We start from the raw sequence: 14354 nt of genomic DNA, 5'->3' as shown, positions 1-14354 counted from the left end.
GCCCGCTGGATCTCAGCCAGCTAACGAGCTATAGCCGAGCATGAGCACCCCCCCGGACTACACCCTCGCGCCTCTGGACGGCCTCCGCTGTCTCGTCACGGGAGGGGCAGGGTACCTCGGCCAGAACCTCGCGCGCGCGCTGTTGGCGCGCGGCTGCACCGTACACGTGCTCGACACGGTCGACGGAGCGCAGGCGGCGCCCGAGCTGGCCGGTCACGAGCGCGTGCAGTGGTTCGTGGGTGACATCCGCAAGGAGGCCGACGTGCGGGCCGCGTGCGAGGGGGTCGATGTGGTGTTCCACACGGCCGCGCTGATCGAGCTCGCGCGACGCGCGCCCGAGTCCTTCAAGGCGCTGGTGCGCGGCGTGAACGTCGAGGGCACGCGCGTGCTGGTGCAGACGGCGGCGGCGTGCGGCGTGACGCGCCTGGTGCACACCAGCTCCACCAACGTGGTCTTCGGGCAGCGCTGCGTGGGGACCGACGAGACGCTCCCCTACAGCACCAGCCCAGACCTCTACTCGTCCACCAAGGCCGAGGCCGAGCGCGTGGCGCTCGCCGCGAACAGCGCGACCTTCCACACGTGCGCCATCCGCCCTGGCGGCATCTATGGCCCGGGTGAGCGCAAGACCATGGTCGGCCCGATCGTGACCTCCATCCAGCAGGGCATGCCGGTGATCGGCTTCGGGGACGGCAGCACGCGCCTCGACTACACGTACATCGACAGCCTCGTGGACGGCCAGCTGCGCGCGGCCGAGCGCCTCGTGCCGGGCTCGCCCGTGTGCGGCAGCGCGTACTTCGTCACGGACGATCAGCCCATCAACCCCGCAGAGTTCACGCTGCGCTTGGTGCGCCTGATGGGGCTCGGCACGAAGGCGCGGCGCATTCCCCGGCGCGTCGCGCGCGGCATGGCCCTCGCGTCGGAGTTCGCCTTCGAGCGCTTCGGCAAGCCCCGCCCCGCCATCACCGAGGTGGGCGTCGCGCTGTGCACGCAGGACAACTTCTTCTCCATCGCCAAGGCGCGTCGTGAGCTCGACTACGCACCGCTGGTCACGCTGGAAGAGGGCCTGCGGCGCACGGCCGAGGACGCGGCGCGCTTCTACCACGGCCTCGCCTGAGGCGAGACGCGGGCCGCGTCCGTTCGTGACGCGCATCGTCACGCAGCTGCCACCGACGACACCGTGACGTCGAGCAAAGGTTGCTCGACCCCACGCGCGCGGAAGGGAAGCTGCGGGCATGCACCTCTCCCCCATCACGCCCACCAGCCGCGCAGGCCTCACCCCCGAGGTCCTCGGTCGGCACCGTCTGCTCTTCCACATCGGCCGCGGGGGCATGGCGGACGTCTACCTCGCCGCAGCGCTCGGGCCCTCGGGCTTCCACAAGGAGGTGGTGGTCAAGGCGCTGCGCCCCGAGCTGGCGGAGTCCGAGGACTTCCTCGAGATGTTCATGGACGAGGCGCGGCTGGCGGCCCGCATGCGCCACCCCAACGTGGTGCAGACGCTCGAGGTGTCCCGTGAAGACGGCGTGCACTACATGGTGCTCGAATACTACGAGGGGCAGACGCTGGACCGGCTCATGCGACGCCGAGAGGGAGAGGGGCTGCCGCTCGGCATCGCGCTGCACATCGCGCGCGAGGTGACCAGCGCGCTGGACTACGCGCACACGCTGGTGGACATGCAGGGTCAGCCCATGCGCGTGGTGCACCGCGACGTCTCGCCGCAGAACATCATGATCGGCTACGAGGGGCGCGTGCGCCTCTTGGACTTTGGTGTGGCGAAGGCCAGTACGCACACCTCCGAGACGCGCGCGGGGGACTTCAAGGGCAAGATCGCGTACATGGCGCCCGAGCAGGCCGCGGGGACGCCCGTCGATGCGCGCACGGACCTGTACGCGCTGGGCGTCGTGTTGTTCGAGCTGGTGTCCGGGCAGCGTATGTGGGGCGGCGTCCCGGACGCGTCGGTCGCGGCGCGCCTGCTGGCGGGCAAGCTACCCATCGCCACGTTCGACGAGAGCGTGCCTGCGTCCGTGCGGCCGCTGCTCTCGCGCCTGATGGCGCACGACCCGCAGAACCGCTTCGAGAGCGCGGCGGCCGCGCGGGCGGCCATCGAGGCGCTGATCGATCAGCTGGGCGTGCACGTCGACGACCGGCAGCTGAGCGGGCTCATGCTGGCAACGTTCGCCGAGGAGCGCGACGCGCTGCGGGAGGCTGTGCGCACGCGGATGGCGCGGCTGTCCACGGGCGAGAGCTTGCCGCCCAGCCTCGTGCGAGGGGCCGTGTTCGGTCAGCCGACCGTCGCCACCGACACGGCGCTCACCGCCGTCACACGCACCGATCACGTCGGGGCGCAGGCACTGCGTACAAGCACGAGCGCGCCGCCGAAGCGCGCGTTCCCCGTGTGGGCTGCGCTGTTGGGCCTCGCGGCCGTGTTGGGCGCCGTGCTGTTCGCGATCGACCGCTACGCCATGCCTCCCGCCGCGTCCCCGGACGTGGCCAGCTCGCCGGAGGGCGACGGCGCTGCGGGCGGTGGACACAGCGCGCTGGTCGGTGCCGGTAGCGCCACGGGCTCCGGGGCGATGCCCGAGTTCCGCTGCGATGATCCCGAGCGTCCGATCGTCCAGCTGACCGGCGAGATCGAGACGAGCGCGACGCTGCGCTGCAACCGCCGCTACCTGCTTCGCCACAACACCTTCGTGAACCCGGGGGTGACCCTCACCATCGAGGCGGGCACGCTCATCCTGGGTGACAGCGAGACGCGCGGCACGCTGGTGGTGCTGCCTGGCGCGCGCATCGTGGCCGAGGGCACGGCGACGGCGCCCATCGTGTTCACGAGTGACAAGCCGGAGGGGCAGCGGCGCGCGGGCGACTGGGGCGGCGTCATCGTCCTCGGGCGCGCCAGCATCAACGCGCGCGACGTGAACGGCGCGCCCATCAGCGGTCGCATCGAGGGCCTCGAGCAGGTGGGCGAGGAGGCGGCCTACGGTGGGCAGCGCGACGACGACAGCAGCGGCGTCATCAGCTATGTGCGCATCGAGTACCCCGGTGTGGAGATCGCGCCCAACAACGAGATCAACGGCCTCACGCTGGCGGGGGTCGGGCGCGAGACACGCGTGGACCACGTGCACGTCTACCGGCCCCTGGATGATTGCTTCGAGTTCTTCGGGGGCACCGTCGACGCGCGCTACCTGGTGTGCGACAGCCCGGGCGACGACGCCTTCGACTGGGACCAGGGCTACCGTGGGCGGCTGCAGTTCCTGCTGATGCGCGGCACGCCCGACGCTTCGCTTGGGAGCAACGGGTTCGAGGGGGACGGCGACCCGAACGGGCTCGGCAGCGAGCCCCGCAGCGCGCCCACCATCTTCAACGCGACGCTGTGCGGCGGGGGTGGCTCGGGGGACGGCTCGAGCCACGGTGTGTTCGCACGGCGCGCGACGCTCGGGCTGCTGCGCAACGTCCTCGCGTCCGGGTTCCACATTGGCGTGGAGGCGCGCGGGGACGCGACCGGGGTGGACCTGGGCGGCATCGGCATCTTCGGCATCAGCCGCTACGACGTGGCTTCGGGCACGCGCTACGACCCGCCCGAGGTGGGCCAGCCGATCGACTGCGCCAGCGGCCGAGTCGCGCCCACCGAGCCCGTGCTGGAGACGGCCGAGGCGCCGCCCCAGGATGGGTTCTTCGACGCGCGCGCGCGCTATCTGGGAGCGTTTCGGGACGTGCGCGACACATGGCACCAGGGCTGGACACGGTCGCTGGCCGAGCCGGACTGACGCTGCGGCGGCCAGCGCGGTCAGCGCGGTCAGCGCGCAGCCAGGATGCCTTGCACCAGCACCACCACCAGCGCGAGCGGCGCGGTGTACAGCGTGGCCCACGCGATGGCCCAGCCCAGCGAGCGCACGAGGTCACCCTGGCAGTCGTGGGTGTCGTTGGCCACGCGTCGCAGCCCGCGAGACACCACGTAGTAGGCCGCCGTGAAGAGGAGCGGGAGCACGAACTCCGCCAACAGCCACGCCAGCAGCACCAGCGCAGCGAGCGCGATCAGCACCACCAGGACCCCGAGGACACCTTCGCCCCCAGCGGAGCCGCAGCCCTCGCTCGAGCTGCACCCGCCCGTGTCGAGGCTGCAGCCCGAGCAGCCGTCGCCGCAGCCGTCGAGTGAGCTCTTCTTGCGTGGCCGGCGGAAGTCCTCTCCCTCGGGCGGCCGCGCGTCGTCCAGGCTCGGTCCGTCCTCGGCCAGCCGGCTGCCGCGGTAGAGCAGGGTCGCGAAGACCAGCACGAACACGCCCCACCACAGCAGCAGCGTGGCGTCGATGGCCAGCCAAGCGGGCACGTTCAGCAGGCCGGGCGCGATGGCCACCGGCAAGGCCAGCGCAAGCAGGACGACCAGCGTCGAGAGCTCTCCCGACACGGGCGGGACGATGGCCACCAGGCGCCGCACGTGGGCGGCCGAGCGGTAGGCCCCCTGCGCGTCTTCGTGCGGGCGCCCCTCGGCCTCCGGACGCTCGACGATGCGGCGCCAAGAGGCTACCTGCAGGCCGCGGCGGTAGAGGAAGGCCGTGGTCACCAGCAGCATCGCGGCGCTGCCCAGCGCCACGTGCAGGGCGTTCGGGTGGTCGCGGAAGCGCAGCAGCAGCGCGGCGAGCAGCGTGCCCGTGCCGCCCAGGAACGCCAGCGGGAACGCCGCGGGAGAGCGGTCGTGCAGGTGCTCTACGCAGTGCGCACAGCTGGGCCTCTCGTCCACGTCGAAGCGCCAGCACGCCGCGCACAGCGGGCGCCCGCAGCTCGTGCAGGGCGTCTCGGCGCGGGCGTCGGGGTGCTGCGGGCAGCGCGGGGCGGGGTGAGCATTCATGGGGCGTGGTGGCCAGGATGCCGTCCATCCCCCCATCGTGCGCAACGAAAAACGGCGACCCGCGGGCCGCCGTCTCTCATGTGGGCGAGCGTCCGCTCAGTCTTCGCGGCGGCGGCGCAGGAGGGCGACCATGCCCAGCAGCATCAGCAGCGCGGTGAGCGGACGGGTCGCGTCGGACTCGCCAGCCACGGCGCAGTCGCCGCACCCGCCGCCATCGCTGGGCGGCGGCAGGCCACGCAGGGACTGCTCGCTGCTGGCCACGTTGCCGACCTCATCGCGCACCTCGACGACCACGTCTGTTGCGCTCGCGAAGCTCAAGCGGCTGTCGGGCATGACGGCCCACTCGCTCCAGTCCTCGCGCGTGGCGCTGCGCCAGCGGTACTGCATCTGTGCGGGTTGAGAGACGACGTCCATGGCCGCCACCCGCACGAGGCCCTCTTCGCGGCTGACCTCGAGCTCGGGAGCGAGCACGTCGATCAGGAACTCCGTGCTCGCGGGGATGATGTCGGCCGAGTCGACCGCACCCACGACGCGCGCGCGGGCCTCCACCGTGTGGCGGCCTTGCAGGAGCAGGACCTGGTCGTCGATGGTGGCGTAGGGGCTGCGGCTCCACTCGCTCCACCGGCCGTTGTCGAGGCGGTGCTGGAACTCGAAGCTCACGTTCTCGGGGCCGGTCGCCGCGAGCGCGATCTCGATGCTGGGGCGCTCACCCTGGCCGAGGCGCCCGGGTGCGAGCGCCGCTGGGTCGGGCACGCGGACCGAGACCAGCTCGAGCGTGGTGTCCACGCGGCCCACGAACGGGGTCGGCGCTGCGGGCATCGCGAGGTCGACATAGACGCCGAGGAAGCGATCGCTCCCCTGCGTGACCTGGCGCAACGTGTTGGGTCCGAGGTTCACGCCGATGGGCAGGGTGTCGCCCAGCAGGGTGTCGAGCGCGATCGGGGGGATCAGGCCGCCTGCGAAGCTGCTGATGAGCGGCAGGGCATCCTGGACGGCGTCCGACAGCGTGCCCGGATCCTCCGTGACCAGCTCGCTGTCGATTACCGAGGCATTCGTGACCGAGACCTCCTCGATGAGCGGCACGATCTCTCCACCGTCCGAGAACTCGATGTTGAGCGCCAGGTGGAGATCACCGCGGAAGGTCATGAACCGCACGTAGCGCTCGGTGCTCCACACGTAGAAGTCGATCTCCAGCGCGGCGAGATCCACCTGGATGATGGGGTCGCCGGCCGTGCCAGCGCCGATGGTGACATCCGGTGGGGTCTGCGGGCGTAGCCCGAGGGCCAGGGCGGCTTCGTTGTCCGGGAACGTGAGACGCTTCAAGGATTGGATGAGGAGTGAGAAGAGGCCGCTGCTGAGCAGCGGGCTCAGGCGTGTCCCGGCCTCGATGCAGAGCGTGCCGCCCTCCCAGAGCTGGTAGGCGCCCCAGTCCATCATGCGCTCCGAGACACCCACGACCACGTGCGCGTCCTCGCTGTTCTGGATGGCGTCCGCCAGCGGGATGTCGGTCGGGCGCGTGGGCGGGTTCTGCAGCGTGATGCCTGCCACGCAGCTGGCCGGCGCTGCGGCGTTCTCGAAGCCGCCAAAGAAGTTGAGGTTGTAGCCGTTGTTGACGGCGTGGGCTTCACCCTGGAGCGCGAAGAGCAGGTCCATGATGAACGTGCTGCCGGGGAAGATGTTGCTCAGCATCTCGCTCGCGTCGATCTGCGTCTCCACCCCGATGCGCATGGGCGCGCACGTGTTCTGGTTGATCATGCAGACGCCGTTCATGTTGCTGCTGCCGGCCGGGCACTGGCCCGCCTGCGGGACCGCGCAGAACGTGAAGAGCTTCGCCATGAGCGTCGCCACCGTCTCGGTGAGCGTAGTCTTCACTTCGGCGATGATGTCCATCGCCATCGACTGGCTGGCGTTGGCGGCCGGTGGTTGGTAGTCGCCCGCGCTGTTGTCGTCGAAGGTGAAGTACAGCGTCGACGCGAGGCCCGGGCACGAGAGCTGGATGTCGAGGCCCTGGAGGGTGCTCTGGTCCACCACCATCGTGGGCGCGGTGCCTTGTCCGTAGCCGTTCGCCTCCGTGAACACCACCTCCATCGACACGTTCAGCGTGTTCGGCGCGATGTGGTCAGTCTGGAAGTTGAAGTTGCAGGTCTGGCCGAGGACCGTCACCGGGGTGTTGCGGTTGCTCGACAGGTCGACCTGCACCGCGATGGCGAGGCGGTCCGGGTTTGCCCCACCGTCCACCGCTGTGATGGAGAGCGACGGCAGGCTGATGTCCAGCGTGCAGTTGTTGGCCGGGCAGATCGTGACCTGGACGGGGGTGCTGGCCCCGTCGAGCAGGCTGCTGTTGATGGGAACACTGAGCACGCCGTTGTTGACGGTGATCGCGACGGGCAGATCCTCGATGCCCCCGACCACCCCACCGAGCAGGTTCACCGCGTTGTCCTCGATGAAGTCGAGGCCCGAGCGGCTCAGACGCACTTGCGTCGCGTTCGGCAAGCGTTCTGCCGGCGGGAATGTGATGAGGCTCGTGGTGCAACCGTCACATGCCACACAGCTGGAGCAGTCGCAGTCCGTGCACGAGGCGCAGTCCGCGTCTTGTACGCAGCCGAGCACCGTGTCCCCCATGTCGATATCGCAGCCGGTCGACAACCACGCGCTGACCGATATTGCCATCACTGTGGCGAGCGTAAGACGATTCATGATCTGAGCCTCCAAAAGCCCCATCAGGCTATCAGCAAACGAATCGAGATCAATCGTGTAGGTCTTTGTCTTACACGGGTCCCGATGGGCGACGCATCCGGACTCGTGCAGTGTCGGGTGCAGGGATGCGAGGCGACGGCGATCCCACCACCTCCGCGAACCTACGTCCTTCGTTCCAGTCCGCCGCGGCTTCGATGATGTCCTCCGGCGTGCGCCCGACGAAGTTCCACCACATGAGGATCTCCTCACCGAACGGGGCACCGCCCACCAGCAGCAGGCGCGCCTCGTCGTTGCAGCGCAGCGAGAACGTGGACCGGCCGCGACCGAGGTACAGCAGGGTGCCCGGGGAGATGCGCTCGCCTTCCACGTCGACCTCGCCCGACATGGCCATGACCGCGTGCTCGAAGCGCGGGTCCAAGGGGGCCTCGGTCGCGGCCGGACCAGGCGCGTGGAAGTCCACGCCCACCATCGGCGAGAAGACCTCCGCCGGAGCGCGCTCACCGGCGTGTTCGCCCGCCAGCACGGTGGCCGTGACGCCGTCCCGTGTGACGCGCGGCAAGCTGGGATAGTGCGCGAAGCTGGGGGCGCGGTGGCGCTCGGCTTCGGGGAGCGCGATCCACAGCTGGGCGGCGTGCACGCGGCCCGCGTCTGGCGTGACCGTGTCCTCCGAGTGGGCGATGCCGCGACCCGCCGTCATGAGGTTCACCTGACCCGGCCGGATGATCTGCTCGGTGCCCAGGCTGTCGCGGTGGAAGATCTCGCCCTCGACGAGCCACGTGAACGTCTGCAGCCCGATGTGCGGGTGCGGCCCCACGGCCAGCCCGTTCCCCGCGCTGTAGGCGGCGGGGCCCAGGTGATCCAGGAAGCACCATGGTCCCACCATGCGCCGCTTGGCGGTCGGGAGCGCGCGCCGGATGACGAAGCCCTCGCCGATCTCCGCGCGGTGCGCCTCGATCCTGTCGAGCGCGGGGGTCCCGGTGCACGGGGGGCAGTCGGCCGAGCGCGAAGGATCATCGGAGTGCAGGGTGTCGGTCATAGGGGCCTCGCCCGCGAGCATACACACGTGCGGAGGGAGCGGCCGGGCAATCGCTGAGCGTCGGGTGTACAGTGCGCAGAGATGGACTGGACGCGGAGCGAGACGAGGGATGCCTTCCGGCGTCGGAGTTTTCGTGGACAGGCGTGGCTGGTCTTCGCGGGGCTTGCGGCCGCGTGCAGCGGTCATCCCGCGAGGGTCGACGCCCCGTCGCGCGACCTCCCGGTGGAGGGGGTCGTCGAGGGTGACGAGGGCGCGCTCCTGCAGTGCCTGCGCTCGGAGATGACCGTGTTTGGTGGGCGCCTTGTCGTGGGGCCCGGCGAGCGTGTGGGCGACACGTGGTCCGTCGCGATGGCCGTGCACGACGCGCGCTCGAAGTCGTACGTGGAGCTGGTTCGCCGACACCCGCGTTTCACTCAGGAGTTCGACGTGTCGGTCACCTTCACGTCCGCCAGGTCCCTCTTCGTGCGAGTCGAAGCACACGACGCGCGCGTGACGCAGGACGAGCACTTCTCGTGGAGCGGGGTCCACGCGTACGGCCGACAAGGGGAGGTGGTCACCCTCCCGGCGACCACGCGTGAGCCTCACGAGCTCCTCGAGGTCCTCGGCGCATGCATCGAAAGATCCTACGCGCTCGCGGCGACGTCACGCGCAGCGGGCGCGGATGGCCCGCCGGGAGCCCGTGACGAAGGCGCCCCACCGGCGCGCTGCGCACACCCTGGCGCCACCGAGTGCCTCCGCGCCAGGGGAGGGGTCGAGTGATGTGGGCTTTCCGTGCGGGTGGCGGGCAGCGTCGGGCTCGCGGACCTCGCCATCGGTCGCGCTCGTCGTGCGTGGCGCTGCTCGGTGTCGTGGCGCTGTGCTTGCCCACTCGGGAGGGAGCTGCTCACCGCGCGGAGCCCAGCCCCCGCGCGCGTCTCGAGGGCGCCATCGCGCTCGTGTCGCAGGCCTCGTTCGTGGATGAGGTGCGTCGGGTCGGTCCGGCCACGTGCTCGCCCGAGGCGGACGACTGCCGACGGGTGCGCGTCGCGCTCGCCAACCTGCAGGACGTCTACAGAGAGGCCGGGCCTGCGGCGCGGAGGCGCCTCGAGGGGGCGGCGCGCGTCCCGTCCGTGGGACCGTGCTCCGCGCAGTCGCCCGTCGTGCACGTCCTGTGGCAGATGCATCTGTTCGCGGTGCCCCGGGGCCCGGTGGTGGTGCGCGGTGACTGCCCGGACGTGCCCGTCTTCTGGGGAGTGCGAGCGGCACCGTCGGAGGTCGACGATACGGAGGCGACGGTCTTCGAGGATCTCGCGGGCGGACCGCGGGGCGTCGTGAGCGTCGCCCGCGTGCGGCGCATGCTCGACGGGAGCTGGCAGCACCGGGGGGGCTGCACGCACCGCTTGCGGCGTCGCGGCTCCGGCTGGGCGGACGCGCGCACCGTGTCGTGCACCAACCGCTAGCAGCAACTGTGTTCGCCCGGGCGTCGCCGCCCAGGTGTCCGTTGCCATCATGGGATCCGTCACCGCGCACGTTGGACGGCCTCGACGACGCTGTCCTGGATGGCGCGGCGAGCGATGCGGACGCGCGACGCGGCGGCCCTCCGCCGCAGGTCGGTGTCCGAGAGCAAACGTCCCGACCCATGACCAATGGCACATGTGCGCGCCTCCGCGCCTCGCGACGCTGTGGCCATGACACCACGACACCTGGCCCCCGCTCTCACCCTCGTCGCGCTGCTCGGATGCGCCGATCACACCCACTCGCCCACCGACGCCGGGACGGTGGACATTGCGGCGCTCCCTCTCGAGGAGCTCGTGACCTACACCGTCGACACCGCGGACGTTCCCTCGGTCGCCGTCGCGCTCGTCGATCATACCGGCGTGACCTCCATCGCCGCCGCGGGCGTGCGCCGCGCGGGCGACGCCGTGCCCGTGACCGTCGATGACCAATACCACCTGGGCTCCAACACCAAAGCGATGACGGCGGCGCTGGCCGCGATGGCGGTGGACGAGGGGGCCCTTTCGTGGACCAGCACGCTGGGCGACGTGCTCGGGGGTGAGCTCACCGAGCTCGACGAGGGGTACCTGGGCGTGACGCTGGTCGAGCTCCTCTCCCACACGGCCGGCATCGACGACGCCACGGTCATCCCGTTGGTCGAAGAGCTGGACGAAGACCCCTCGACGGCGCGTCGGGAGAGCCTCGGCGTGGTCCTGGCCGTGCCTCCGCAGGGCCCTCGGGGCACGTTTCGCTACTCCAACGTCGGCTACGTCGCGGCGGGGAGGATGCTGGAGGTCGCGCTCGGCGACAGCTGGGAGCGGCTGCTCACCGCGCGCCTGTTCGAGCCCCTCCAGATGCGCTCCTGCGGCTTCGGGCCACCCGGTGAACCTGGCGTGGTGGACCAGCCGTGGGGCCACGAGGTCCTCGGGCGTCGGCTTCGGCCCATCGACCCCGGCGCCGACGGAGCGGACAACGCACCCGTCTTGGGCCCGGCGGGGACGGTGCACTGCGCGCTCGGCGACTGGGCGCGGTTCGCAGCGATGATGCTGCGCGGTCTCGAGGGGAGCACGGACGAGCTGGTGTCCCCGGCCGGCTTCGCCGAGCTCCGCGCGCCGCGCTCCGAGGACGGCTATGCGCTCGGGTGGGTGGCGCGAGAGGACCCGCTCCAGCTCGTCCACGACGGAAGCAACACGCACTTCTACTCCCTCGCCATCCTCACGCCGGGGACGGACGAGGCGCTCCTGGTGGCGACGAACGTCGGCAGCCCGCGCGCCGAGGCCGCGCTCGAGCTGGTGCTCACGTGGTACGCGGCTCGGCAGGCCGAAAGCGAGTAGACTGGCGCCGTGAGCGAGCTCCGGGCCAGCACCGCCATCGCCTGGCTCGCGGTCGGCATCACCGCGATGCTGGCCGCGGTCGCTGCGCTGGTGGCCAGCGAGGGGGTCGGTCACCTCGAGCAGCTCGGTCACTGGCGCTGGGTGATCGCTGGAGCCGGGTATGGCACGGTGGGTGTGGGGTCGTTCCTCACCCTGCGCCGGGGCGCGCGATGGTCGCTGCGGGCACGGGTCTTCTCGCTGGCGCTGCAGTGCGTGGCGGCGCTGGTCGACGAGAGCCTCTACTACGTGCTCGCCGTCCAGCTGCCCTTCGTGCTGCCAGCGCGCTGGGCCCTCCGTTGGCTGCTCGCTCAGGTCTTGCTCTCGGTGTCGGCCTTCCTGACGCTCGTGTTCTTCTATGGTCAGTGGCGCGCCTCGCCTCTCTCCCCGTGGGCCGTCTTCACCATCGTGGGCGGCGTCGAGATCGGCTGGCAGAGCTTCGCGTTCTTCGTCGGTCGGATAGCGCACGTGGCCGACATGCGTCGCGAGGAGCTCGAGCAGATGCAGTCGCTCGTCGCCGAGCGCTCTCGCCTCGAGGAGCGTCTGGCCATCGCGCGCGACCTCCACGACGTGCTGGGCCACCACCTGGCGGCGCTGTCGGTCAACCTCGACCTGGCGCAGCGCCGAGACCCGGACGGTCCCGCCGCCGCGGTCATCGGAGACGCCCGCGTCATCGCGGCGTCGTTGCTGTCGGACGTCCGCGGCGTGGTGGGGTCCATGCGCGAGTCGCCGCGCACCACGCTGGCCGCGGAGCTTGCCGAGCTCACGGCGGCGACGCGCGGCATCGTCCTGCACCAGGCCATCGAGGCCGAGCCCGTCACCCCTCACGCCCATGCCCTCGCGCGCTGCGTGCGAGAGGCCCTGACGAACTCCGTCCGGCACGGCGGCGCACGCTCCTCGCAGCTGCGTGTGTGGCGTGACGCCGCGGGGGTGGTGGCCACCCTGCGCGACGACGGACCCGGGGCGGACGCCGTCGTCGAGGGCAACGGCCTGACCGGCATGCGGGAGCGTGTCGAGGAGCTGGGGGGCACGCTCGAGCTGCGCGCCGGCCCCGGTTTCCCCATCACCATACGCTTCCCGGAGCACGCATGACCCGCGTCCTGCTGGCGGACGACCAGGAGCTCTTGCGCCGCGGGCTGCGCGGGCTGCTCGAGCTCAGCGCCGCCATCGAGGTGGTGGGTGAGGCGGGCGATGGCCACGCCGCGGTGGAGCTCGCGCGCGCGTGCGAGCCCGACGTCTTGCTGCTCGACGTGCGCATGCCCGAGCTGGACGGTATCGGCGTCATGCGCGCCCTCGGCGACGGGTGTCCGCCGACGGTCCTCCTGACCACCTTCGACGACCCGGACGCTCTGGTGCGCGCGACCGCCGCGGGCGCAGGCGCGTTCCTCTTGAAAGACGTCGCGCTCGACACGCTCGTCGACGTCCTCGCGCGCGTGGCGAGCGGCGAGCGCTTTCTCGGGCCGGTGGTCCACCAGCCAGCCCGCGACCAGCTCCGGGGCGGCGGCGCGGAGCAGCTCGGTGGGATGGCGGTGGACCCCCTCACGCCGCGGGAGACTCAAGTGCTCGCCCTGATGGCGCGTGGGCTCTCCAACCGCGAGATCGCGGACGCGCTCGGGACCCGCGAGGGCACCGTGAAGAACCACACGTCGAGCATCCTCTCGAAGCTCTCCGTGCGCGACCGCACCCAGGCCGTGCTCAAGGCGCTGTCGCTCGGGTGGCTCTAGCGGACCCGGCGCCGCCGCCCGGCGAGCGCAAGCGCACACACGCCGATGAACGCGACGGAGGCACCCGAACCCGATGGGCCTGCCGTGCACGAGGAACCCGAGCTCCGGGTGGACCCGGCGTCCACACGCGCGCCCTGGTCCGCGCCGGTGGCCTGGTCTGGGTTGGGGGTCTCCGCGTCACCGCCGCCGTCGCCGTTCCCCATGTCGGTCGCCGCGCTCCCCATGTCGTCGACCGTCGCTGCGTCACTCGTGGGCATCCCCGTGTCGCTCGTGTCCGCGTCTGCCGCGCCCATGTCGCTCGCGCCGGTGCCCATGTCCGTGTCGACCACGCCCATGTCCATGTCCACGACGCCCATGTCGGGCGCGCAGCAGTCGCGGCGCACCGTCTGCACACAGCTGGATTGGTTGCCCGAGGGGTCCGTCGCCGTCCACGTCACCAGCGTGTCGCCCAGCGGGAAGCCCGCGGCCGGGGCGTCGCTGCCGACCATCGCCACAAAGCAGTTGTCGACGGCGGTGGGCGCGGTGAGCGTGGCTGGCAAGAGCGCTTCGTCGCTGGGGGGCAGGGTGACCGTCGCGCCGCAGGTGATCACGGGCGGGGTCGACGAGCCGCTGTCGACGACCGTCACCGTCGGCGTGCACTGCGCGCTCTCGCCCCCGATGGTGACCGTCAGCGTGGTGGCGTTCGCGCCGACGTCCGCGCACGTGAAGGAAGTCGAGGACAAGGAGACCTGCATGGCGCCCCCGCACACCCGGCTGGCGGACACGAGCGGGTCGTTCGGCAGGACGGTGACGATGCCCGAGCCGTCCAGGTTGACGGAGATGTTCTGACACGTGACCACGGGCGGCGGCGCCACTACCGTCACGGACGACATGCACGTCGCGGTCTGCATCGAGCTGGTCACGCTCAGCGTCACGGCGTGCGGGTTCGACCCGATGCTCGCGCAGTCGAAGGTGTTGGGCGAGACCGAGAGGCTCACCGGCCGCCCGCTGCCGTCGGACGAGCCATCGTCGACCTGCGCCGGGTCGAGGGTGACAGTGCCGTTGGCGCCGAGCGTGACCTGGACCGTGCCCCGGCAAGCCGGGATGGGCTGAGAGAGCACTTGTGCCGCCGGGGCGAACACGAGGGCGACGGCGAGGAAGGAGAGGGCAGGGACGACGCGCATGGCCTCAGACTACACGTCATCGTGCGCTCGGCCCACTTGCCGTCTGCACTG

The 14354-nt window shown here is 71.2% G+C and carries 11 protein-coding genes; 7 read left to right on the top strand and 4 right to left on the bottom strand.

Annotated elements, in window-relative coordinates; all coding sequences use genetic code 11:
• The first annotated feature begins 40 nt into the window (after nt 1-40).
• Nucleotides 41-1114, top strand: a complete 1074-nt coding sequence (locus tag H6726_06265) for an NAD-dependent epimerase/dehydratase family protein (protein ID MCB9657240.1) — start codon at nt 41-43, stop codon at nt 1112-1114.
• 118 nt (nt 1115-1232) lie between these two features.
• Complete coding sequence (locus tag H6726_06260; protein MCB9657239.1) at nt 1233-3761, top strand: serine/threonine protein kinase; 2529 nt, start codon at nt 1233-1235, stop codon at nt 3759-3761.
• Between the two features lie 29 nt (nt 3762-3790).
• Here the strand turns inward: H6726_06260 and H6726_06255 are convergent, their stop codons facing one another.
• The 3 genes from H6726_06255 to H6726_06245 all read right to left on the bottom strand — a co-directional run bounded on the left by H6726_06255 (nt 3791) and on the right by H6726_06245 (nt 8573).
• A complete protein-coding gene (locus tag H6726_06255; protein ID MCB9657238.1) occupies nt 3791-4840 on the bottom strand; it encodes a B-box zinc finger protein in 1050 nt (349 codons plus the stop codon).
• 96 nt (nt 4841-4936) lie between these two features.
• Nucleotides 4937-7510, bottom strand: a complete 2574-nt coding sequence (locus H6726_06250; GenBank protein MCB9657237.1) for a hypothetical protein — start codon at nt 7508-7510, stop codon at nt 4937-4939.
• A 97-nt stretch (nt 7511-7607) separates the two neighbouring features.
• Complete coding sequence (locus tag H6726_06245) at nt 7608-8573, bottom strand: pirin family protein (protein MCB9657236.1); 966 nt, start codon at nt 8571-8573, stop codon at nt 7608-7610.
• An 81-nt stretch (nt 8574-8654) separates the two neighbouring features.
• Between H6726_06245 and H6726_06240 the strand changes: the two genes are divergently transcribed.
• The 5 genes from H6726_06240 (at nt 8655) to H6726_06220 (ending at nt 13140) form a co-directional block, all read left to right on the top strand.
• On the top strand, nt 8655-9332 hold the full coding sequence (locus H6726_06240; GenBank protein MCB9657235.1) for a hypothetical protein: 678 nt from the start codon (nt 8655-8657) through the stop codon (nt 9330-9332).
• A gap of 71 nt (nt 9333-9403) precedes the next feature.
• A complete protein-coding gene (locus tag H6726_06235; protein ID MCB9657234.1) occupies nt 9404-10012 on the top strand; it encodes a hypothetical protein in 609 nt (202 codons plus the stop codon).
• A gap of 228 nt (nt 10013-10240) precedes the next feature.
• Nucleotides 10241-11380 (top strand): beta-lactamase family protein, encoded by a 1140-nt coding sequence (locus H6726_06230; GenBank protein MCB9657233.1) that lies wholly within the window; start codon nt 10241-10243, stop codon nt 11378-11380.
• 9 nt (nt 11381-11389) lie between these two features.
• A complete protein-coding gene (locus H6726_06225; GenBank protein ID MCB9657232.1) occupies nt 11390-12508 on the top strand; it encodes a hypothetical protein in 1119 nt (372 codons plus the stop codon).
• Complete coding sequence (locus H6726_06220) at nt 12505-13140, top strand: response regulator transcription factor (GenBank protein ID MCB9657231.1); 636 nt, start codon at nt 12505-12507, stop codon at nt 13138-13140. The genes H6726_06225 and H6726_06220 overlap by 4 nt, the downstream gene beginning before the upstream one ends.
• Here H6726_06220 and H6726_06215 read toward each other — a convergent pair.
• Nucleotides 13137-14303, bottom strand: coding sequence for an HYR domain-containing protein (locus H6726_06215; GenBank protein MCB9657230.1), 1167 nt, complete (start codon nt 14301-14303; stop codon nt 13137-13139). The two genes, H6726_06220 and H6726_06215, sit on opposite strands and share 4 nt — an antisense overlap.
• Nucleotides 14304-14354: the final 51 nt, after the last annotated feature.

It is taken from the genome of Sandaracinaceae bacterium (assembly GCA_020633055.1).
GTDB lineage: Bacteria > Myxococcota_A > Polyangia > Polyangiales > Houyiibacteriaceae > JADJJE01.
Note: the sequence above shows the minus strand (reverse complement) of the source record. Positions and strands in the feature narration are given on the sequence as shown.